The sequence below is a fragment of the Streptomyces ochraceiscleroticus genome (assembly GCF_000720485.1).
Taxonomy (GTDB): Bacteria; Actinomycetota; Actinomycetes; order Streptomycetales; family Streptomycetaceae; genus Streptomyces; species Streptomyces ochraceiscleroticus.
Genome location: NZ_JOAX01000003.1, coordinates 50,999 through 73,030, shown reverse-complemented (window position 1 = coordinate 73,030; position 22,032 = coordinate 50,999). Strand labels below are relative to the sequence as shown.

The window sequence follows — 22,032 nt, the reverse complement described above, 5'->3', positions numbered from 1 at the left end:
CCAGTGACACGACGCCGCATCCGGCACGCCTTCTATGCCGCTCCCGCGCTCGCGCTGATCGCGTTGTTCGTCTACTACCCGATCGTCGAGAACGTCCGGCTCAGCCTCTTCAAGTTCAGCGTCTTCCGGCCCGGCATGCGCTACGTCGGCCTGGAGAACTACCGGCAGGCCCTGCAGGACCCGGTCTTCTGGCACGCGCTGCTCAACAACGTGTTCTACGCGGTCACCTCGGTCGTCTTCCAGGTCGGCGCGGCGCTCGTGCTCGCCGCGGTACTGGAGGAGCTGATCGGGCGGCGGCTGCGCGGGGTGCTGCGCGCCGTGTACTTCATCCCGGCGGCCGTCTCCATGACCGTCGCGGGCCTGCTCTTCCAGTTCCTCTACCAGCCGGACGCGGGCCTGGTGAACGGCGCCCTGGCCGCGGTCGGGCTCGACGGCCTCCAGCACGACTGGCTGGGCGACGCCGCCACCTCCATCTGGGGCGTCATCAACATGAGCCAGTGGCAGTCGTTCGGGTACACGACGATGCTGCTGACCGTCGCGATCCAGCGCATACCCCGCGAGCTGTACGAGGCGGCGACCGTGGACGGCGCGGGACGGATCCGCACGTTCTTCAACGTCACCGTGCCGATGGTGCGCGAGATGACCACCCTGCTGATCATCCTCACCGTGTCCGGGGCCTTCCTGGTCTTCAACGAGGTGATGGTGATGACCGGCGGCGGGCCCGCCAACTCCAGTCAGGTGCTGGGGACCTGGCTGTACGCCAGCGCCTTCACCGGCGACGACATGGGATACGCCGCGGCGATCGGCACCGTGATCTTCCTGATCACCTTCGCCGCCGGTGCCCTGCAGCTTCTCCACTCGCGCAGAAAGGCGGTCGCCGCATGACCCTCACCCTCGGCAGGACCGCCCGTACGGCACCGGAACCGGCCTCGTCCCCCACAGGGCGCGCCCCCGCCCGCTTCGGCCCCGTCGCCGTGCGCGTACTGGCCTACGGCGCGCTGGCCGCGCTCGCCGTCGCGGTGATCTACCCGCTGTGCTGGATGGCGCTGGCGGGCCTGAAGACCAATGGCGAGATCTTCGCCGACCCCTGGGGACTGCCCACCGACCCGCACTGGTCGACGTACGCCGACGCCTGGCAGCAGGGCGTGCTCGGCTATCTGCTCAACAGCGTGCTGGTGACCTCGGCGAGCGTGCTGGCCGTCGTCCTCATCAGCGCCTGGGCCGCCTACGGCCTCACCCGGCTCGACATCCCCTGCTCGCAGCCGGCGCTGCTGCTGGTGCTCGGCGCGATGATGCTCTCACCGACGGTGGCCCTGGTGCCGCTCTCGCAGCTCCTCCAGGCGCTGGGGATCTACGACACGTACTGGGCGCTGATCGTCCTCTACACCGCCTTCAAGGTGCCCTTCACCACCTTCCTGATCCGCGCGTACCTGCTGGGGCAGCCGGTGGAGGTGGAGGAGGCGGCGTACATCGACGGGGCGAGCCGCTGGCAGACGTTCTGGCGGGTGGTCGTCCCGATGGCCCGCCCGATCCTCGCCTCCGCCGCCGTCCTGCAGGCGCTCTTCGCCTGGAACGAGTACGCCTTCGCACTGGTCTTCATCACCGACGACCGGCTCAAGACGCTGCCCGTGGGTCTCGCCGACATGGCGGGGCGGCTCAACTCCAACTGGCCGATCCTCTTCGCGGGCCTCACCATCGCCGCGCTGCCGATGATCGTGATCTTCCTGATCGGACAGCGGCACTTCGTGCGAGGGCTGGCGGCCGGCATCGGCAAGTGAGGACGCGCGGCTGCCGCGGCCGGAGGAGGGCACGCGCCCGGCCCGTCCGCTGCCGTACCGGCCCGACGCGGACGGCGCCTACGGTCCGGCGGCCGGGCGCTTCCGGCCGGCGCTGCGCAACAGTGGCGCGGCGGCCGCGCACCTCGCGCTGTACCCGTATGCGCGGGAATACGCCACACCCCGGCACCGTGACGTACGGGGGAGGCCGGCCGGGACGTACCGGTCCGGGACCGGACGTACGACTTCCGCCTCACCGGGCCCAACGGCTTCCGGCGGGAGTCCGCCGGGACCGCGGCGGGCGCGCGGTGACGCTGACCGCGGGCCGCACCCGTACGCCGGCGCACTCCGCGGACCCCGACCACGGCTGGTACGGCCTAAACGTCACGGTCAGGGAAGACGAATCGTTCCGCCGCCGGCTGCTGGGCCACATCGAGGACGGCACGGAGTCCATAACGGGCCGAACCTCGCGGAGGCCGATCCTTCGCTTCTTTGTGGGGAAGGGCACAAAGGGGTCAAAGGATCTTTTCGGGCTGTCACTCTCGTGTGATGCGGGCCCGCCGCCCCTTCGTCGGCAGGCGGCGGGCCCGTGCCACCTCCCGCCCGTCCCGCGCTCGGCAGCACCGGTCATCCCGGGGTTCGGCGCACAAACCCCGGGAAGCAGACAAAGGCCCTCATGACCGTTCTTGCCCGGTGGTGCCTGAAGCGCCGCGCCCTGGTCATCGTGCTCTGGCTCGCCGTCCTCGCGGGCGTCGTGGCGGCAGCCGGTGCGCTGGGCTCCTCGTACTCGAACAAATACGACGTCCCCGGTACGGAGTCCGGGCGCGCCGCGGAACGGATGGCGGACGCCTTCCCCGGGCTGTCCGGGGACAACGACACCCTTGTGTGGCACACCGACTCCGGGACCGTACGCGCGGACGCGGTACAGGACCGGATGGACCACGCCCTGGACCGGATCGTAGGGCTGCCCGGGGTCGCCTCCGTGGACGGCCCCGACGGCCCGCACGGCACGGGCACCGACGAGGCCCCGGCCGGCGACGCCAAACAGCGCATCAGCCAGGACGGGCACACCGCCTACGCCACGGTGGTCTTCGACGCACCCGCCGACGACCTGGACCCGAAGCAGGTACAGGCCGTCGTGGACACCGCACAGGCCGCGTCCGGGGACGGCCTCACCGTCGCGCTCGGCGGCGCCGGCGCCGGCCTCACCGAAGCGCCGCAGAGCCACCTCGCCGAGGGCCTCGGCCTGGCGGCGGCCGCCGTCGTGCTCTTCCTCGTCTTCGGGTCGCTGGCCGCGACCCTCCTGCCGATCATCACCGCGGTCGTCGCGGTCGGCACCGCGTCGGCCGGCATCGGCCTGCTCGGCCACGTCATGACCGTCGCGGACTTCGCACCGATGCTCGGCATGCTCATCGGACTCGGCGTGGGCATCGACTACGCGCTGTTCATCGTCACCCGGCACCGCAAGAACCTGCGGGCGGGGATGGACGTCGACCGGGCCGCGCAGAAGGCGGTGGCCGTCTCGGGACGGGCCGTGGTCTTCGCCGGGGCGACCGTGTGCATCGCCCTCCTCGGCATGTTCGTCCTGCGGCTGAGCTTCCTCAACGGCGTCGCGCTCGCCGCCTCGCTGACCGTCGTGCTCACCGTGGCCGCCTCCGTCACGCTGCTGCCCGCGCTCCTGGGGCTGATCGGGACGCGCGTACTGGGGCGCCGCGAACGCGGCCGGCTCGCCGCCGACGGTCCCCGCCCCGAGCAGCCCACCGGCTTCGCGGTCCGCTGGTCCGGCTTCGTCGAGCGCCACCCCAAGCTGCTCGGCGGCCTCGCCGCCGCCGTCATGCTGGTCCTCGCGCTGCCCACCCTCGGGCTGCACCTGGGCACCTCCGACCAGGGCACCGACCCGCGCTCCTCGACCACCCGGCAGGCGTACGACCTGCTCGCCGACGGCTTCGGCCCCGGCTTCAACGGGCCGCTGACCCTGGTCGGCGACCTGGACGGCGCCGACGACCGGCTCGCCTTCGACGGCCTCCCGGACAAGCTGCGGAACACGCCCGGAGTGGCACAGGTCAGCGGGCCGGAGTTCGACGGCAGCGGCAGTACCGGCGTGATCACCGTCGTCCCGGACAGCTCGCCGCAGTCCAAGGACACCTCCGACCTGGTCGAACGGCTGCGCGGCGACGTGCTGCCCGAGGCCGCCGACGCCTCCACGCTGCACGTCGACGTCGGCGGCGTGACCGCCGGCTACGACGACTTCGCCGACGTGATCGTCGGCAAGCTGCCGCTCTTCGTGGGCGTGGTCGTCTCCCTCGGGTCCGTGCTGCTCCTGCTGGCCTTCCGCTCGATCGGCATCCCGCTCAAGGCCGCGGTCATGAACGTCGCCGCGGTCGCCTCCGCCTTCGGAGTCGTCGTCGCCGTCTTCCAGTGGGGCTGGGGCAGCGAGCTGCTCGGCCTGGGCAGCGGCGGCCCGATCGAACCGTTCCTGCCGGTGATCATGGTCTCCGTCCTCTTCGGCCTCTCCATGGACTACCAGGTCTTCCTGGTCAGCCGGATGTACGAGGAGTGGCGGCGCACACACGACAACTGCAGGTCCGTGCGGGTCGGACTCGCCGAGACCGGCCGGGTGATCAACTCCGCGGCGGTCATCATGATCGCGGTGTTCTCCGCCTTCGTGCTCAGCGGCGACCGGACGATCGCGATGTTCGGCATCGGGCTGGCCGCCGCGGTCGCCCTGGACGCCTTCGTGCTGCGCACGCTCCTGGTGCCGGCGCTGATGCACATGCTGGGCGGCGCGAACTGGTGGCTGCCGGGCTGGCTGGAGCGGCGCCTGCCGCGCCTCAGCATCGAGCCGCCGGAGGAGTACGAGGAGGAGTACGGGGACGCCGTGCCGGTGGTGCTCGTCCCGGAGCCGCGGGAGGCGGCGGACGCGCCACTCGTGCGTAGCTGACGCGCCACTCGTACGGGGCGGACGCCCCATTCGTACGCGGCTGACCGGGCCGTCCGGACGCCGTTCGCGCGCTCGTCATCCGGTGTTGGCCCGCTCTCTCATACGACTCTCAGACGCGGCCCCTACGGTCGCGCCCATGGGTACCACGACGACCAAGAACGACACCGAGAAGACCGGGGCGGTCACCGGGGACGCGGCGGCGGACACGAAGCCTGAGGAGCGGGCTGCCGCACCCGAGGACAGCACTCCGGACACCACCGCCACGGAGGAGGACCGTCAGGAGGAACTCCTCACGGAGGACGCGCCCGGCACCGAGCGGGCCGGTCTTGCGCGCGGCCGCGGTATCGCGGCGGGGGCCGGCGCCGTCGCCGGTGCCGCCCTCGGCCTCGCCTCCCTGACCGGCACCTGGGCCGGTACCGTACTCGCCGAGCGGCAGACCGTCCTCGGCCAGATCAAGCTCCAGACCGGCAAGACCCAGGACCAGATCGCCGCCGTCTACACCACCCCCTGGCACACCACCGCCCTCGTCAACGGGATCTTCGCCGTGCTGGCCCTCGTGGTCACCGGCGCCGTCCTGCTCCGCCGCCCGCAGGCCGCCTGGACCCGGGCCGTCGCCTGGGGCGGCTTCGCGCTCGCCGTGCTCGGCCTGGTGATCGCCGGCGGCATGTACCTCGACCTGTTCGCGTCCGCCCCGAAGCTCAGCCCCGGCGGCGGCTCCTGAGGAGAGCCCGCATGACGGCATACAGGAGGGGCCTTAGACCGCTGCGTGAGACACGGCAGCGGATCTAAGGCCCCTCCGGTCGTGGAGATCGGGAAGTTGCCCGATGTGGCGCACCCCCTGAGGCGGCCAGGCTGACGACGTACCGTCAGCCGCCGTGGGAACACGCTTCCCGCGGCCGTACCAGGAGACGCCATGCTCTACTACGAAGCGCAGCACCGCGCCCGCGCCGAGGAACTGCGCCGGGAGGCCGACCGCGACCGGCTGGCCCGCGAGGCCGCCGAGGGCCGCCGCGCCGCACGGTCCGCCGGCAACGCGTCTGAAGGGCGGGTGAGCAGGTGGGGCCGGGGTGTACGGGCCCGCCGCCGGGCCGCGGCATAAGGCCGAAATGCCTTACGGACGCGGGCCGGTGAACGCTCGCGGAGGCAGCCCGTCGCCCGCAAAACTCGGTGCCGGATTGTCAGACCCCTGTGCGATGCTCTGCGACGTGGAGACCAGGTCCGTCAGTCGCGTGTTCGTCGGCCGCAGCAGCGAGTTGAGCCTGCTGGGCGACGCCCTCGCGCGCACCACGGCCTCCGGCGAGCCGCAGGCGCTGCTCGTCGGCGGCGAGGCGGGCGTGGGCAAGACCCGGCTCATCGAGGAGTTCGCCGCGGCCGCCCGCGCCGCCGGCGCGCTCGTCGCCCTCGGCGGCTGCATCGAAATCGGCTCCGAGGGCCTGCCGTTCGCCCCGTTCTCCGCGATCCTGCGCACGCTGAACTCCCGCCTGCCCGAGGAGCTGGCCGCCGCCGTCGGAGGCCAGGAGGGCGAGCTGGCCCGCATCCTGCCCGAGCTCGGCGAGGCCCCGGGCGAGTCGCGCGACGACGAGCACGGCCGCGCCCGCCTCTTCGAGCTGACCGCCCGGCTCCTGGAGCGGCTCGCCCGCGGCCGCACCCTCGTCATCCTCGTCGAGGACCTGCACTGGGCCGACCGCTCCACCCGCGAGCTGCTCAGCTACCTGCTGCACACCCTCCACGACGCCGGGGTCCTGCTGGTCGCGACGTACCGCTCCGACGACATCCACCGCCGCCACCCGCTGCGCCCCTTCCTCGCCGAGGTCGACCGCATGCGCACGGTCCGGCGCGCCGAGCTGGCCCGCTTCACCCGCGACGAGGTCCGCTCCCAGATGGCCGGGATCACCGGCAGCGAGCCCGAAGAGGCCCTGGTCGAGCGGGTCTTCGAGCGCTCCGAGGGCAACGCCTTCTTCGTCGAGGAGCTGGCCTGCAGCATCCACGACGGCACGCTCCCCGGCCTCAGCGACTCGCTGCGCGACCTCCTCCTCGTGCGCGTCGAGGCACTTCCGGAGCACACCCAGCGGGTGATCCGGACGGCCGCCGAGGGCGGCTCCACCGTCGAGCACGACCTCCTCGCGGCCGTCGCCGGCCTGCCGGAGGACGACCTCATCGAGGCCCTGCGGGTCGCCGTCGGCAGCAACACTTTGGTGCCGACCAGCGACGGCACGGGCTACCGCTTCCGGCACGCGCTGGTCCGCGAGGCCGTCCAGGACGACCTGCTCCCCGGAGAGCGCACCCGCCTCAACCGCCGGTACGCAGAAGCCCTCGAAGCCGAGCCGGGCCTGGTGCGCGCCGAGGCGTGCGCCACCCGCCTGGCGAGTTACTGGTACCACGCCAGGGACGCCGCCAAGGCGCTCCCCGCCGTCCTCACCGCCTCGGTCACGGCCCGCCGCCGGCACGCCCACGCCGAGCAGCTGCGGCTGCTGGACCGCGCACTGGAGCTGTGGGACGAGGTCCCCAAGGACGTCCGGCTCGCCGTCCGCCCCGTGGACTGCGCCGAGGCGTATCCGGCCAGCGGCTGCGACGACGACGCGCTGCGCTATCTGGACCTGCTCGCCGAGATCGCGGTGGCCGCCCGGCTCTCCGGCGACCGCGAGCGCGCCTACACGGTCACCCGGCGGGCACTGCGCGCCCTCGCGGGGGAGCACGACCCGCTGCGCGAGGCATGGTTTCTCACCCAGCGCTCCCGGCTGGCGCAGAGCACGGGGCGCGGCGACGGCTGGGAGGACCTGGGCCGCGCCCAGGAGCTGGTGCGCGGGCTGCCGCCGTCGCCGGTGCACGCCGCGGTGCTGGCGCAGGCCGCCGCCTGGGGCGCGCTGCACGCCCCGGGCCCCGACTCCTTCACCGCCGCCGAGCGTGCCGTGGAGCTCGCCTGCCTGGTCGGCGAGGAGGAGGTCGAGCTGAACGCCCGCCTCACGCTGTACGGCCTGCAGGTCTCCTCGGGCGACGTGGACGGCGGCCTGTCCGGCTTCCGCGCGGCGCTGGACCGGGCGCTGGAGCGCGGCTATTCGGCCGTCGTCGCGCGCGGCTTCAGCAACCTCCCCTCGCACCTGGAGTCGGTGGGCCGCTCGGCGGAGGCGGTGGCCGCGACCGAGCGCGGGCTCGCCATGACCGAGCACTTCGGCCTCAAGGACTCCCGCAGCTGGGTGTACGGCAATCTCGCCGAGAGCCTGATGTCGCTGGGCCGCTGGACGGAGTCGGCGGCGGCCGCGGCCGACTGCCGGCGCCTCGCCCTGGGCAGCCGCACCCGCGCGCTGGCCGCCTCCCGCCACGCCGACCTGGCGCTGCTCCGCGGCGACTTCGACACCGCCGCGGAAGAACTGCGGGTGGCCCGGCGCGACTTCGGCAGCTATGAGAACCAACCGCAGTACACGATCCCCATGACCCGCTTCGCGTACGAGATCACCGTCCACCGGGAGGGCGTGGCGGCGGCCCGGGAGGTGCTGGAGCCGTTACTGACGGCCGGGTTCCCGCTCGATACGTACAGCTTCGGCTGGCCGCTGCTGTGGCGGGCCGCCGCCGCCGAGGCGGACGCCCGCGGGCTGCCCGCCGCGGCCGGCGGACGGGAGGAGATGCTCGCCCGGCTGGCGGCGGTGGTGCGGACGCTGCCCCGCCCGGTCCCGGTGTGGCAGGCGTACGGCCGGCTGACCGAGGCCGAGCTGTGCCGGGCCGAGGGACGGCCGTCGCCGGAGCGCTGGGCCGAGGCGGTCGCCGCGCTCCGCCGCGTCGAGCGGCCCTACGAGCTGGCCTGGGCGTGCCACCGCTGGGCGGAGGCGCTGCTGACCTGCGGCCCGGCCGCCCGCGAGCAGCGTGAGGCAGCCACGGCGCTGCTCGCCGAGGCGCGGGCCGCGGCGCGGTGGATGGGCGCGGACCCGCTGGCCCTGGAGATCGACCGGCTCGCGCTGCGGGCCCGGATCATCCTGCCGGAGGGACGAAGATCCGGCGGTCTCACGTCCGTGCCCGCACAGTCCGCGCCCGCGCTCACTGGGCCCGTGCGTGCTGGGCCGGCGGGAGACCGGACAGCGGAGACCACCGTCGCGACCGCCGATGCGACGACCGGCGCGACGGCCGACACGAGGACCGGCGCGACGGCCGACTCGCTGGGGCTCACGCCGCGCGAGCAGGACGTGCTGCGGCTGGTCGCGGTGGGGCGCAGCAACCGCCAGATAGCGGACGCGCTCTTCATCTCGCCGAAGACCGCGAGCGTGCACGTCTCCAACATCCTGGCCAAGCTCGGCGTCTCGGGACGCGGCGAGGCGGGCGCGCTGGCACACCGGCTGCGGCTGTTCCCGGACGCGGAGTCGGCCTGAGGGCCCGTAGCTAAGGCCGAGCGGCCCGCGGCAGGCGGACGACCACCCGCCCGGAGGCGAGGTCGATGGGGCCGAGGCCCGGATCGGAGTCGCCGACGTCCACGACCATGAGGGAGAGCTTCTGCCGCTCGTCCTCGGTGTGCTTGCGGCCCGGCGCGAAGAGCTCTTCGGCGAGGTTGAACATCGCGACCCCCTGGCGTGGCGTCCTGCTCACTGCGGCCAGTGTAGGCACGCCCGCCGCAAAAAGGACATCATGTGATCTTCAGTCGCAGAATCCGGTCGTCGCCCTTTTCCGGCGTGCCCCGCTTGTCCGTCTCGCTGGTGACCAGCCACAGCCCGCCGTCCCCGGTCGGCAGGACCGTCCGCAGCCGCCCGTACTTCCCCTCCAGGAATGCCTGCGGCTTCGCGACCGGCTCCGTGCCCCGCAGCGGGATCCGCCACAGCCGCTCGCCGCGCAGCCCGGCCATCCAGACCGACCCCTTGGCGTACGCGATCCCGCTGGGCGAGGCGTCCGCCGTACGCCACTGCTCGACCGGCTGTACGGACGAGGAGTCCCCGCCGCTCCTTCCCTCGGCCTCCGGCCAGCCGTAGTTCCCGCCCGGCCGGATCAGGTTCAGCTCATCCCAGGTGTTCTGGCCGAATTCCGACGCCCACAGCCGCTTGCCGGCGTCCCAGGCCAGCCCCTGGACGTTGCGGTGGCCGTACGAATAGACGACGGAGTCGGCCGAGGGATTGCCGTGCGCCGGCTCGCCGTCCGGCGTCATTCGTAGGATCTTGCCGCCCAGGGAGTCCTGGTCCTGGGCCTGTTCGCCGTCACCGGTCTCGCCCGTGCCGGCGTACAGCATCTTGTCCGGGCCGAAGGCGATCCGCCCGCCGTTGTGGATATGGCCCTTGGGAATGCCCTTGAACACCGTGTCGGGCGCGCCCAGTTGATCGCCGGCCGGCCGCTTGTCGTTGTAGATCATGCGGGCGATGCGGTTGTCGGACGCGGTGGTGAAGTACGCGTACACCAGGTGGTCGGCGCCGAACGTCGAGGAGACCGCGAGGCCCAGCAGCCCGCCCTCGCCGTCCGGGGCCACGCCGGGCACCGACCCCAGCTCGGTTTTCTTCCCGCTCTCGCCGTCCACCTTGAGGATCGTCCCGGTGTCCCGGGACGCCACGAGGAGGTCGCCGCCGGGCAGCGCGGCCACGCCCCAGGGAGACTTCAGGCCGGTGGTCAGGGTGGAGACCACCTTCACCGAGCCCTTGGCCGGGGCGGCGGAGGGGGTACGGTGCGGCGCGCCCGACGCGCTCCCGCCGCGCGAGGGCCCGGCGGACTTCCCGCCCGTACCACCGTCACCGCCTGAGGAGCCGCCCGAGGAGCCCCCGGAGGAGCAGCCCGCCGCCAGCAGTAGGGCGGCGGTCAGCACGGCGATCGCGGTACGGCGTGGCACGGCGGGCGTCCTCTCATCGGCGGCGACCACCAGCACACCACACGAGGCCCGCCCCCGCGCAGCGGTTTCCCTTCCCTGCGCTGCGGTTCCCGCCCTCGCGCGGCGGTTTCCACTCCCCGCTCCGGTTTCCAAGCCTCCGCACCCTGGGTAACCCCCGGTCGGGGGTTCAGAGGCGTTCGATTCGCCCCCGTAGGCGCGCCGATTCGCCCCCGTAGGCGCGCCCGTTCGGCCCCAGCCGCGCGCCGGTTTCCGCTCCTGCTCCTCGGGTAACCCCTGGTCAGGGGAACCGCGGTGTTCGACTCGCCCCGTATGCGCGCCGCCGCCTCAGTCCCAAGACCCCCGCGCCGGCGGCAGCGACGCGATCTCCGCGAGGTCGTGGCGGGTCAGCTGTACCGCCGCGGCCTTGGCGTTCTGGGTGGCCCAGCGTTCCTTCTTCGTGCCCGGTATCGGGACCACGTGGCGGCCCTGGGCCAGTACCCAGGCCAGCGCGATCTGCCCCGGCGTCACGCCGTGCCGCGCGCCCACCCGGCGCAGCCCCGCCACGACGGGCTGGTTGGCGGCCATCATCTCCGCCGTGAAGCGCGGGTGCCGGGCCCGCAGGTCCTCCGGCTCGAAGCCCTGGCCCGGGGTGAGGGTGCCGGTCAGATAGCCGTTGCCGAGCGGCATCGCGGCGAGGAAGCCCACGCCGCGCGTCTCGCACCACGGCAGCAGCGCCTCCAGCGCGTCCGGCGACCACACCGACAGCTCCGCCTCCACACTGCTGACCGGGAACACCTGCTGGATGCGCTCCAGTTGGTGCAGTGTGAGGTCGTGCGTACGGGCGCCGCGGCGCCGGGGAGCCCGCGCCCCCACGGCGCACAGCCCCAGCGCACGCACCTTCCCGGCCGCCACCAGCTCCGCCATCGCCCCCCAGGTCTCCTCGATCGGCACCTCGGGGTCGGAGCGGTGCAGCTGGTAGAGGTCGATGTGATCGGTCTGCAGCCGGCGCAGCGAGGCGTCGCAGGCCCGCTTCACGTAACCGGGGCGGCCGTTGGCGACGATGTGCTGGTCGCCGACCAGCAGACCGACCTTCGTCGAGAGAAATGCCTGGTCACGGCGGTGTTTCAGTGCCCGTCCGAGTACCAGTTCGTTGGTGAACGGGCCGTACATGTCGGCGGTGTCCAACAGGGTGCAGCCCCGGTCGAGCGCGGCGTGCACGGTCCGCACCGAGCCCTCCCCGTGCTGCTGCGACGCGGTGTACCCCCAGTTCATCGGCATGCAGCCGAGCCCGATAGCGCCCACTTCGAGCGCCGCCGCACCGATTGTCCTGCGCTCCACCTGGTCGTGCCTCCGTCCCCTCGCCCCGGTCAAGGGCGCTGACCAAACTAACGTCTGATGAGGGGCACTCTTCGCATAGCCTCGGGCCATGGCTTCCGCAGACACCACTCGCGCCACCGACGTCTGGCTCCCCATACCCGCCACCGAGATCGACGGGCTCCCCGAGGACCTCTCCTACGTCCACTGGGACGCCGGCCCCGAATATCCCGCGGATCCCGCCCGCTGCGCCTTCTACGCCGTCCCTTACATGAAGCCCGCCGACCGCATCCTGAAGCCGCTCCCGGAGATGGCGAACGTCCGCGTCGTCCAGACCCTCACGGCCGGCATCGAGCACATGCTGCCGGCCGTGCCCCGGCTGCCGGCCGGTGCCAAGCTGTGCAACGCACGCGGTCTGCACGACGCGAGCACCGCCGAGCTCACCCTCACCCTCATTCTCGCCGCGCTCCGCGACATCCCCGCATTCGTCCGGTCCCAGGACGCGGGGCAGTGGCGGCAGGGCTTCCGTGATTCGCTGGCCGACAAGTCCGTCCTCATTGTGGGTTACGGTTCGATCGGAAGTGCTATCGAGGACCGGCTCACGCCGTTTGAGTGTGCGCGGGTGGCGCGCATCGCGCGCACCGCTCGTGACACCGTGCGCGGTCCTGTGCTTCCGCTCGCGGAACTGCCTGCCATGTTGCCCGACGCCGATGTCGTGATCATGGCGACGCCGCTCACCGAAGACACCCGTGGCCTGGTCGGAGCCGATTTCCTGGCCCGCATGAAGGACGGCGCACTGCTCGTCAACATCGCGCGCGGGGGAGTCGTCGACACCAAGGCACTGCTCGCCGAACTCGAGTCGGGACGGCTGCGGGCAGCACTCGATGTAACCGATCCGGAACCGCTGCCTGCCACTCACCCCCTGTGGCACGCTCCCGGCGTGCTCATCACTCCGCACGTCGGTGGCCCCAGTACTGCATTCCTGCCCCGTGCGAAGCGGCTTCTCCGTGATCAACTGCGGCTCTTCGCGGCCGGCGAGCCTCTCCGGAACGTCATCACCACCGCCGGCTGACGGGTTGCGCGTAGCTCTACGGAGTCGTACGACTGCGTCCTGTGCGACCAACTCGCCTGCCAGTCACGCTCCGTAGAGCGACTATGTCCCTGTGTGACGGAACTGGTGTATCGTCCCGAACGGGGACCCGCGCCGGGACGTGGCGGCGCGCAGCGAACGACCGGAACCGAGGGGGGCGACGGGCGATGTACGGCCGATGCACCACCGAGACGAGGACCGCTGAGCACACGCGCGTTCCGCGCGTACCCACCGCGATACGGACGCAGCGCGGGCCGTGCCCGCCACGACCACGCCGGTGGGCCGCGCGGGGGAGAGCCCGGTGACCGCCTCCGGCGCGGTGCTCGCCCCGCCGGCCCGGCCGCGGCCCGCGAGCAGCCTGCCCCAGATTGTGCTCGCCGTCGTCTGCGGAGGTTACGCCACGGGCGCCGCGTTCGGCTGGGGCTCGGAGAAACTGGCCCTGATCATGGGTGACTTCGGGCTCAGCGCGGCCGCCCTGGCCGCAGCGGTCTCCTGCGTGCTGTACGCCCGCAGGCACCACAGCCGCTTTCGACCCGCCTGGCTGCTGTTCGCGGTTTCCTCCGCGATGGCGGGCATCGGCAATGGCATCTGGGGATGGTACGAGGTCGTCCTCGAAGCCCCCGTGCCCAGCCCCTCCGTCGCCGACTTCTGCTTCCTGCTCTTCGCACCGCCCGCCATCGTGGGCCTGCTGGTACTCGCCAAGCGGCCCGTGACCCGGGCCGGATGGGTCTGCCTGGCGCTGGACGCCTGGCTGATCGGCGGCTCGCTGCTCACGCTCTCCTGGAGCCTGGCGCTCGCGCACAACGCCCACTTCCAGGGCCAGACGGTCGCGCAGGGCGCCCTGTCCCTCGCGTACCCGCTCCTGGACATCGTCCTGGTGAGCATGGTCCTCGCGCTGCACTTCAAGCGCTCCTCGGCGCACCGCTCGGCGATCAACACCGCCATCGCGGCGCTCGCGCTGACCGTGCTGTGCGACGCGCTGTTCACCTCGCCGCTGCTGCGCGAGCACTACCGCTCCGGGCAGATCCTCGACGCCGGCTGGTTCGCCGGCTCCATGCTGCTGGCGTACGCCCCGTGGGTCGCCGCACGCTGCGGCACGGACTCCGCGGGGGACGCTTTCACGCGCGCCACCCGGCGCGCCGCCGTGCCCCCCGGCACCCGCCCGATCGCCGGGTCGCTCGCCGCGCTGACCCCGTACCTCGCCGCCGCCGTCTGCACCCTGGGCATCCTGCTCAACGTCCTGGACGGCCGGCGCATCGACCACGTCGTGCTCTTCACCGGTTGCACGGTCGTGCTCGCCCTGGTCGTACGCCAGGGGATCATGCTCGTGGACAACATCACCCTCACCCGGGAGCTGGCCCAGAAGGAGAACCACTTCCGCTCCCTCGTCCAGGGTTCCAGCGACGTCATCATGATCGCCGCGCCGACCGGCGTACTGCGCTACGTCAGCCCCGCCGCCTCCGGCGTCTACGGCCGCGACGCCGAGGACCTGGTCGGCTCCGAGCTGGCCTCCCTGATCCACCCCGAGGACCTCGGCCGCGTGGTGCACGAAGTACGGCGATTCCTGGCCGCCGACCCCGAGGCGGAGCCCACCACCCGCATCGAGTGCCGCTTCCGGGCCGGCGGTGGCCGCCCCGGCGGCGAGGAATGGCTGAACGTCGAGTCCACGGTCAACCGCCACGAAGGCGGCCTGATCTTCAACTCCCGCGACGTCACCGAACGGGTGCGCCTGCAGGCCCAGCTCCAGCACAACGCCTCGCACGACGCGCTCACCGACCTGCCCAACCGCGCGCTGTTCACCGAGCGGGTCAGCCAGGCCGTCAGCGGCCGCCGCTCCTCCGACCACGACACCGCCGTGCTCTACATCGACCTGGACGGATTCAAGCAGGTCAACGACACCATCGGACACCAGGCGGGAGACGAACTGCTGATTCAGGCCGCCCGCAGGCTGGCCGAATCCGTGCGCGCCGGCGACATCGCCGCACGCCTGGGCGGCGACGAATTCGCCGCGCTCATCACGGGCGACGGCAGCCACGACCGCACGAGCCGGGAGTTCCGCGTCCACGAGATCGCCGACCGGCTGCGGATCAGGCTGTCCGAGCCGTACCGCATCGACGGCCAGGACGTCCGGGTCGCGGCCAGCATCGGCGTGGCCTTCGCCGAGCCCGGCGTCACCCCGGCCGGGCTGATGCGCAACGCCGACCTGGCGATGTACCGCGCCAAGCAGGCCGGCAAGGGCCGCGTGGAGCTGTACGCACCCCAGATGCAGGCCGACGTGGTGCGCCGTTCCGAGATCGCGACGAGGCTGCGCACAGCGCTGCACGACGGCGAATTCGCGCTGCTCCACCAGCCCGTCGTGGAGCTCGCCAGTGGCCGGATCACGGCGGTCGCCGCACAGGCCCGCTGGCGCTCCGCACAGGGCATCCTCTTCACCCCCGCCGAATTCCTGCGGGTCGGCGAGCGCGGCCAGGCGGTCGCCGACGACGGCGAGCGCACCGCCGAGCTGGGGCGCTGGCAACTGGAGGAGGCGGTCGAGCAGGCGGCGCGGCGGCACCACGCGGGCCACGCGGTCTGCGTCGCCGTCCGGCTCTCCGCCCGCCGGCTGCTGGACCGTAAGCTCCCGCCCCGGTCCATCGAGACGTTACTCGCGCGGCACGGCCTGCCGTCCGGATCGCTCCTGCTGGAACTGTCCGACAGCGACCCGAGGATCCCGCTGGACGAGCTGGAGCGCCGGCTGGCGGCCCTGCGGCGGCTCGGCGTACGGATCGCGCTCGACGGCTTCGGCAGCGGATACGCCGCGATCAGCGCGCTGCGCCGGCTGCCCATCGACGTGCTGCGGCTGGACCGCGGCCTGGTCGACGGCGTCGTGGAGTCCGCGCGGCTGCACAAGATCACCGCGGGGCTGCTGCGGATCGCCGGCGACCTCGGGCTGCAGTCCGTGGCCGACGGCGTGGACCGGCCCGAGCAGGTCAGCGCGCTCCGCGCGATGGGCTGCACGCACGGCCAGGGCATGGCGTTCTCCGGACCGCTGGACGAGCACCGGCTGCGCCGCGCGCTCGGCATCGGCGGGTACCCCCTCCCCGGCCTGCTGCCCGAGGGGCGCGAGATGGTGCTGAGCAGCGCCGTGCCGGCCGCCCGGCGGGCCTCCGGCCCCCGGGAGCCGGGCGGCGGCGCACGGCTGGGAGAGCTGCCACGGCGGCTCACCACCGGCGAGGTGCCGGCCGGACCCGACGCGATCAGCCATCCCCCGTTGCGCTCAAATAGTGAGACCCCCGTCCCACCCACTTGACACTCCAGGTGCGCCGGGGGGAAGGTCAGAGCCATGCGCACCCGAATTCTCGTACTTGGACAGCGCGTCGGCTGAAGCCGGGCCCTGCAGTAGCCCGGCGCACCGCACCGACGCGCTCCCCTCGCTTGCCTGACGGCACGAGGGGTTTTTTGTTGCACCAGCACCGCCAAACCACATCAAAACCCTCACCTCCGAGAAGAGACGCAGATGACCGAGCAGGCCACCGGGGCCCACCATCCGCAGCCGCGGGCCCGTTCCGGCGGATCTCAGCAGTCCGCCTCCGCCGTCGAGCACGTCACGGGCGCGCAGTCCCTCATTCGTTCTCTCGAGGAGGTCGGGGCCGACACCGTATTCGGCCTTCCCGGCGGTGCGATCCTCCCGGCGTACGACCCGATGATGGACTCCCGGAAGGTCCGCCACATCCTGGTCCGCCATGAGCAGGGCGCGGGCCACGCGGCCACCGGTTACGCGCAGGCCACCGGCAAGGTCGGCGTCTGCATCGCCACCTCGGGCCCCGGCGCCACCAACCTGGTCACCCCGATCGCCGACGCCCACATGGACTCCGTCCCGCTGGTCGCGATCACCGGCCAGGTCGCCTCCGCCGCGATCGGCACGGACGCCTTCCAGGAGGCGGACATCTGCGGCATCACCATGCCGATCACCAAGCACAACTTCCTGGTGACCGACCCGGCCGACATCCCGAAGACGATCGCCGAGGCGTTCCACATCGCCTCCACCGGCCGCCCCGGCCCCGTCCTGGTGGACATCGCCAAGGACGCCATGCAGGCCAAGACGGTCTTCTCCTGGCCGCCGACGACCGACCTGCCCGGCTACCGCCCGGTCACCAAGCCGCACGCCAAGCAGATCCGCGAGGCCGCCAAGCTGATCACCGACGCCAAGCGCCCGGTGCTCTACGTCGGCGGCGGCGTGATGAAGGCCGGCGCGACGGCCGAACTCAAGGTCCTCGCCGAGCTGACCGGCGCCCCCGTCACCACCACCCTGATGGCGCTGGGCTCCTTCCCCGACACCCACCCGCAGCACCTGGGCATGCCCGGCATGCACGGCTCGGTGGCCGCCGTGACCTCGCTCCAGAAGGCCGACCTGATCATCGCCCTGGGCGCCCGCTTCGACGACCGCGTCACCGGCAAGCTGGACAGCTTCGCCCCGTACGCCAAGATCGTCCACGCGGACATCGACCCGGCCGAGATCGGCAAGAACCGGACCGCCGACGTGCCGATCGTCGGTGACGCCCGCGAGGTCATCGCCGACCTGATCGTCGCCGTCCAGGCCGAGCACGAGGCCGGCCGCACCGGCGACTACGCCGCCTGGTGGAACGACCTGAACCGCTGGCGCGAGAACTACCCGCTCGGCTACGACCTGCCCGCGGACGGCACGCTCTCCCCCCAGCAGGTCATCCAGCGCATCGGCCAGCTCGCCCCCGAGGACACGATCTACGCGGCGGGCGTCGGCCAGCACCAGATGTGGGCCGCCCACTTCATCGACTACGAGAAGCCCGCGACCTGGCTGAACTCCGGCGGCGCCGGAACCATGGGCTACGCGGTCCCCGCCGCGATGGGTGCCAAGGCCGGACAGCCCGACCGCCCGGTCTGGGCCATCGACGGCGACGGCTGCTTCCAGATGACCAACCAGGAACTGGTCACCTGCGCCATGAACAACATCCCGATCAAGGTCGCCATCATCAACAACGGCGCGCTGGGCATGGTCCGCCAGTGGCAGACCCTGTTCTACAACCAGCGGTACAGCAACACCGTGCTGCACCGTGGCCCGGACGATGAGCCCGCCCCGAACACCGGCACCCGCTGCCCGGACTTCGTGAAGCTGGCCGAGGCCATGGGCTGCGTGGCGATGCGCTGCGAGGACCCGGCCGAGCTGGACGCCGTGATCGCCAAGGCCAACGCCATCAACGACCGCCCGGTCGTCGTCGACTTCATCGTCCACGAGGACGCCATGGTCTGGCCGATGGTCGCGGCCGGCACCTCCAACGACGAGGTCATGGCGGCCCGCGGGGTGCGCCCCGACTTCGGCGACAACGAAGACGACTGACCGGCCAGGACAGAAGAGAAGAGACCGAGCACATGACCAAGCACACGCTCTCCGTCCTGGTGGAGAACACGCCGGGTATCCTGGCCAGGATCGCCGCGCTGTTCTCCCGCCGCGGCTTCAACATCGACTCACTCGCCGTCGGTGTCACGGAGCACCCCGACATCTCACGCATCACCATTGTCGTAAATGTCGAGTCGCTCCCGCTGGAGCAGGTCACCAAGCAGCTGAACAAGCTGGTCAACGTCCTGAAGATCGTCGAGCTGGAGCCGTCCTCGGCCATCCACCGCGAACTGGTCCTGGTCAAGGTCCGCGCGGACAACGAGACGCGCTCCCAGATCGTCGAGATCGTCCAGCTCTTCCGCGCCAAGACCGTGGACGTCTCGCCGGAGGCCGTCACCATCGAAGCCACCGGCGGCGCCGACAAGCTGGAAGCCATGCTCAAGATGCTGGAGCCGTTCGGCATCAAGGAGCTGGTCCAGTCCGGCACGATCGCCATAGGGCGCGGCGCCCGGTCCATCACGGACCGCTCGCTGCGGGCCCTGGACCGTTCGGCCTGACCCGCGTACTCCGGCCGCGGGACCCCGCCGCGGCCGGAACACGCCCCCTCGCCCGCGGCCGCTGCCCGTATGGCGAGACCCTGAGCTTTCACCCCCCAGCCCCGGCATAGTCTGTGGGCACCAGCTAGTACCAAGGAGATACCCGAAGTGGCCGAGCTGTTCTACGACGACGACGCCGACCTGTCCATCATCCAGGGCCGTAAGGTCGCGGTTCTCGGCTACGGCAGCCAGGGCCACGCCCACGCGCTGTCGCTGCGCGACTCGGGCGTCGACGTGCGCGTCGGCCTGCACGAGGGCTCCAAGTCCAAGGCGAAGGCCGAGGAGCAGGGCCTGCGCGTGGTGAGCCCCTCCGAGGCGGCGGCCGAGGCCGACGTCATCATGATCCTGGTCCCGGACCCGATCCAGGCGAAGGTCTACGAGGAGTCCGTCAAGGACAACCTCAAGGACGGCGACGCCCTGTTCTTCGGCCACGGCCTGAACATCCGCTACGGCTTCATCAAGCCCCCGTCCAACGTCGACGTGTGCATGGTCGCCCCCAAGGGCCCGGGCCACCTCGTGCGCCGCCAGTACGAAGAGGGCCGCGGCGTGCCGTGCATCGCGGCGGTCGAGCAGGACGCCTCGGGCAACGCCTTCGCGCTGGCCCTGTCCTACGCCAAGGGCATCGGCGGCACCCGTGCGGGCGTCATCAAGACGACCTTCACCGAGGAGACCGAGACCGACCTGTTCGGCGAGCAGGCCGTGCTCTGCGGCGGCACCGCCGCCCTGGTCAAGGCCGGCTTCGAGACCCTGGTCGAGGCGGGCTACCAGCCGGAGATCGCGTACTTCGAGTGCCTCCACGAGCTGAAGCTGATCGTGGACCTCATGTACGAGGGCGGCCTGGAGAAGATGCGCTGGTCGATCTCCGAGACCGCCGAGTGGGGCGACTACGTCACCGGCCCGCGGATCGTCACCGACGCCACCAAGGCCGAGATGAAGAAGGTCCTCGGCGAGATCCAGGACGGCACCTTCGCCAACACCTGGATGAAGGAGTACGCGGACGGTCTGCCGAAGTACAACGAGTACAAGAAGGCCGACGCCGACCACCTCCTGGAGACCACCGGCAAGAAGCTGCGTGGCCTGATGAGCTGGGTGGACGAGGAGGCGTAAGCCTCGTGCGCGAGGGGCCGTGCCGTATCGGCACGGCCCCTTACGCCGCCACCTTGTCCACTGCGTAGAACCACGCACGGGTGATCCTTACGCTCCGGCGAAGGAGGAGCCCTGAAACGCCACTACACTGCTGACCACAAGCGCGTCAGGCTCACAACGTCGTGCGTCTTCCACGCGGCTGCCCCCTTCACCGCCTTCGGCCGTCGGGACGGCCGTCCGCGAAGGATTAGTGAGGACTGAAGACCACGTGAGCACTGCCCCTGCCAGCAAACCTGTCGTACTGATCGCCGAAGAGCTGTCGCCCGCGACCGTCGACGCGCTCGGTCCGGACTTCGAGATCCGGCACTGCAACGGCGCCGACCGCGCCGAGCTGATCCCCGCCATCGCCGACGTCGACGCGATCCTCGTGCGCTCCGCGACCAAGGTCGACGCCGAGGCCATCGCCGCCGCGAAGAAGCTCAAGGTCGTCGCCCGCGCGGGCGTGGGCCTGGACAACGTCGATGTCTCCGCCGCCACCAAGGCCGGCGTGATGGTCGTGAACGCGCCGACCTCCAACATCGTCACCGCCGCCGAGCTGGCCTGCGGTCTGCTGGTCGCCACCGCGCGCAACATCCCGCAGGCGAACACCGCCCTCAAGAACGGCGAGTGGAAGCGCAGCAAGTACACCGGCGTCGAGCTGGCGGAGAAGACCCTCGGCGTCGTCGGCCTCGGCCGCATCGGCGTCCTGGTCGCCCAGCGGATGTCCGCCTTCGGCATGAAGGTCGTCGCGTACGACCCCTACGTCCAGCCCGCGCGCGCCGCCCAGATGGGCGTCAAGCTGCTGTCCCTGGACGAGCTGCTCCAGGTCTCGGACTTCATCACCGTCCACCTCCCCAAGACCCCGGAGACCGTCGGCCTCATCGGCGACGAGGCGCTCCACAAGGTCAAGCCGTCCGTCCGGATCGTCAACGCCGCGCGCGGCGGGATCGTGGACGAGGCCGCGCTCGCCACCGCCCTCAAGGAGGGCCGGGTCGCCGGCGCCGGCCTGGATGTCTACGCCTCCGAGCCCTGCACGGACTCCCCGCTCTTCGAGTTCGACCAGGTCGTGTGCACCCCGCACCTGGGCGCCTCGACCGGTGAGGCGCAGGAGAAGGCCGGTATCGCGGTGGCCCGCTCGGTGCGCCTGGCGCTCGCCGGCGAGCTGGTCCCGGACGCGGTCAACGTCCAGGGCGGCGTCATCGCCGAGGACGTGAAGCCCGGTCTGCCGCTGGCCGAGAAGCTCGGCCGGATCTTCACCGCGCTCGCGGGCGAGGTCGCGGTCCGCCTCGACGTCGAGGTGTACGGCGAGATCACCCAGCACGACGTGAAGGTGCTGGAGCTCTCCGCGCTCAAGGGCGTCTTCGAGGACGTCGTCGACGAGACCGTCTCGTACGTCAACGCACCGCTGTTCGCGCAGGAGCGTGGCGTCGAGGTGCGGCTGACCACCAGCAGCGAGTCGCCCGAGCACCGGAACGTGGTGACCGTCCGCGGCACCCTCTCCGGCGGCGAGGAGATCTCGGTCTCCGGCACGCTGGCCGGCCACAAGCACCAGCAGAAGATCGTGGCCGTCAACGACCACAGCATCGACCTGGCGCTCGCCGACCACATGGCGTTCCTGCGCTACAGCGACCGCCCCGGTGTCGTGGGCACGCTCGGCCGGATCCTGGGCGAGGCGGGCATCAACATCGCCGGCATGCAGGTCTCCCGCGCGGACGTGGGCGGCGAGGCGCTGGTCGCGCTGACCGTCGACGACACGATCGCGGCGCCGGTGCTCACGGAGATCGCCGAGGAGATCGGCGCCACCTCCGCGCGTACGGTGAACCTCACGGACTGACGGTCGCACGCCTGTGCGAGGGCCCGGACGGATTCCTTCCGTCCGGGCCCTTCGCTGTGTCGCGCGGAGGTTATTCACAGGGGCCCCGTGCGACGGCGGGGCGCGCTACCGGGTCTCATCGCAGTGCATCGGTCTTGAGCCCAGTGGTGAAGCGATTCTGAGAACTGCTCTGACCCGCGGGGCACAGCGGACGATTCTGCTGCTTGATGTACTGGAGGACTGTCGAGAGCGGAG

The 22,032-nt window shown here is 71.8% G+C and carries 16 protein-coding genes; 13 read left to right on the top strand and 3 right to left on the bottom strand.

Annotated features, from left to right (window positions below):
* The first annotated feature begins 3 nt into the window (after positions 1-3).
* From IG84_RS0104570 to IG84_RS0104545, 7 genes are all read left to right on the top strand, one after another.
* Complete coding sequence (locus IG84_RS0104570; protein ID WP_031051605.1) at positions 4-885, top strand: carbohydrate ABC transporter permease; 882 nt, start codon at positions 4-6, stop codon at positions 883-885.
* Positions 882-1,778 carry a carbohydrate ABC transporter permease gene (locus IG84_RS0104565; protein ID WP_078648605.1) on the top strand — a complete coding sequence of 299 codons (897 nt, stop codon included), beginning with the start codon at positions 882-884 and terminating at the stop codon, positions 1,776-1,778. Before IG84_RS0104570 ends, IG84_RS0104565 begins: the two co-directional genes overlap by 4 nt.
* Before the next feature lie 10 nt (positions 1,779-1,788).
* Complete coding sequence (locus IG84_RS40430) at positions 1,789-2,325, top strand: phospholipase domain-containing protein (protein WP_342668404.1); 537 nt, start codon at positions 1,789-1,791, stop codon at positions 2,323-2,325.
* Positions 2,326-2,451: 126 nt separating this feature from the next.
* Positions 2,452-4,716, top strand: a complete 2,265-nt coding sequence (locus IG84_RS0104560; protein WP_078648604.1) for an MMPL family transporter — start codon at positions 2,452-2,454, stop codon at positions 4,714-4,716.
* 136 nt (positions 4,717-4,852) lie between these two features.
* On the top strand, positions 4,853-5,437 hold the full coding sequence (locus tag IG84_RS0104555; RefSeq protein WP_031051600.1) for a hypothetical protein: 585 nt from the start codon (positions 4,853-4,855) through the stop codon (positions 5,435-5,437).
* A 192-nt stretch (positions 5,438-5,629) separates the two neighbouring features.
* Positions 5,630-5,815 carry a hypothetical protein gene (locus tag IG84_RS0104550; RefSeq protein ID WP_031051597.1) on the top strand — a complete coding sequence of 62 codons (186 nt, stop codon included), beginning with the start codon at positions 5,630-5,632 and terminating at the stop codon, positions 5,813-5,815.
* Positions 5,816-5,909: 94 nt separating this feature from the next.
* Positions 5,910-9,074, top strand: coding sequence for a helix-turn-helix transcriptional regulator (locus tag IG84_RS0104545; RefSeq protein WP_031051596.1), 3,165 nt, complete (start codon positions 5,910-5,912; stop codon positions 9,072-9,074).
* A 10-nt stretch (positions 9,075-9,084) separates the two neighbouring features.
* On the opposite strand, the gene IG84_RS41005 is transcribed toward IG84_RS0104545, so the two are convergent.
* From IG84_RS41005 to IG84_RS0104530, 3 genes are all read right to left on the bottom strand, one after another.
* On the bottom strand, positions 9,085-9,258 hold the full coding sequence (locus IG84_RS41005) for a DUF6191 domain-containing protein (protein WP_245659225.1): 174 nt from the start codon (positions 9,256-9,258) through the stop codon (positions 9,085-9,087).
* A 67-nt stretch (positions 9,259-9,325) separates the two neighbouring features.
* Entirely contained in the window at positions 9,326-10,507 is a 1,182-nt protein-coding gene (locus IG84_RS0104535; RefSeq protein ID WP_031051594.1) for a PQQ-dependent sugar dehydrogenase, read from the bottom strand.
* A 324-nt stretch (positions 10,508-10,831) separates the two neighbouring features.
* Positions 10,832-11,824 (bottom strand): aldo/keto reductase, encoded by a 993-nt coding sequence (locus IG84_RS0104530; RefSeq protein ID WP_031051591.1) that lies wholly within the window; start codon positions 11,822-11,824, stop codon positions 10,832-10,834.
* Positions 11,825-11,912: 88 nt separating this feature from the next.
* On the opposite strand from IG84_RS0104530, the gene IG84_RS0104525 reads away from it, so the two are divergent.
* From IG84_RS0104525 to serA, 6 genes are all read left to right on the top strand, one after another.
* On the top strand, positions 11,913-12,872 hold the full coding sequence (locus IG84_RS0104525; RefSeq protein ID WP_031051590.1) for a 2-hydroxyacid dehydrogenase: 960 nt from the start codon (positions 11,913-11,915) through the stop codon (positions 12,870-12,872).
* 319 nt (positions 12,873-13,191) lie between these two features.
* Positions 13,192-16,179, top strand: a complete 2,988-nt coding sequence (locus IG84_RS0104520) for a putative bifunctional diguanylate cyclase/phosphodiesterase (protein WP_031051588.1) — start codon at positions 13,192-13,194, stop codon at positions 16,177-16,179.
* Between the two features lie 207 nt (positions 16,180-16,386).
* On the top strand, positions 16,387-18,243 hold the full coding sequence (locus IG84_RS0104510; protein ID WP_031051586.1) for an acetolactate synthase large subunit: 1,857 nt from the start codon (positions 16,387-16,389) through the stop codon (positions 18,241-18,243).
* A 32-nt stretch (positions 18,244-18,275) separates the two neighbouring features.
* The gene (gene ilvN, locus IG84_RS0104505) at positions 18,276-18,800 is read left to right on the top strand and encodes an acetolactate synthase small subunit (RefSeq protein WP_030623861.1); all 525 of its coding nucleotides are present in this window, start codon (positions 18,276-18,278) and stop codon (positions 18,798-18,800) included.
* Positions 18,801-18,947: 147 nt separating this feature from the next.
* A complete protein-coding gene (ilvC, locus tag IG84_RS0104500; protein ID WP_030258096.1) occupies positions 18,948-19,946 on the top strand; it encodes a ketol-acid reductoisomerase in 999 nt (332 codons plus the stop codon).
* A gap of 247 nt (positions 19,947-20,193) precedes the next feature.
* Positions 20,194-21,798 carry a phosphoglycerate dehydrogenase gene (gene serA / locus IG84_RS0104495; RefSeq protein WP_031051585.1) on the top strand — a complete coding sequence of 535 codons (1,605 nt, stop codon included), beginning with the start codon at positions 20,194-20,196 and terminating at the stop codon, positions 21,796-21,798.
* Positions 21,799-22,032 lie beyond the last annotated feature (234 nt).

What these genes read in the sequence shown, in the direction of transcription:
- IG84_RS0104565 (WP_078648605.1), top strand. Translation starts at nt 882, where the DNA reads ATGACCCTCACCCTCGGCAGGACCGCCCGTACGGCACCGGAACCGGCC.
- IG84_RS0104560 (WP_078648604.1), top strand. Translation starts at nt 2,452, where the DNA reads ATGACCGTTCTTGCCCGGTGGTGCCTGAAGCGCCGCGCCCTGGTCATC.
- IG84_RS0104555 (WP_031051600.1), top strand. Translation starts at nt 4,853, where the DNA reads ATGGGTACCACGACGACCAAGAACGACACCGAGAAGACCGGGGCGGTC.
- IG84_RS0104550 (WP_031051597.1), top strand. Translation starts at nt 5,630, where the DNA reads ATGCTCTACTACGAAGCGCAGCACCGCGCCCGCGCCGAGGAACTGCGC.
- IG84_RS0104545 (WP_031051596.1), top strand. Translation starts at nt 5,910, where the DNA reads ATGCTCTGCGACGTGGAGACCAGGTCCGTCAGTCGCGTGTTCGTCGGC.
- IG84_RS41005 (WP_245659225.1), bottom strand. Translation starts at nt 9,258, where the DNA reads ATGTTCAACCTCGCCGAAGAGCTCTTCGCGCCGGGCCGCAAGCACACC.
- IG84_RS0104525 (WP_031051590.1), top strand. Translation starts at nt 11,913, where the DNA reads ATGGCTTCCGCAGACACCACTCGCGCCACCGACGTCTGGCTCCCCATA.
- IG84_RS0104510 (WP_031051586.1), top strand. Translation starts at nt 16,387, where the DNA reads ATGACCGAGCAGGCCACCGGGGCCCACCATCCGCAGCCGCGGGCCCGT.
- ilvN (WP_030623861.1), top strand. Translation starts at nt 18,276, where the DNA reads ATGACCAAGCACACGCTCTCCGTCCTGGTGGAGAACACGCCGGGTATC.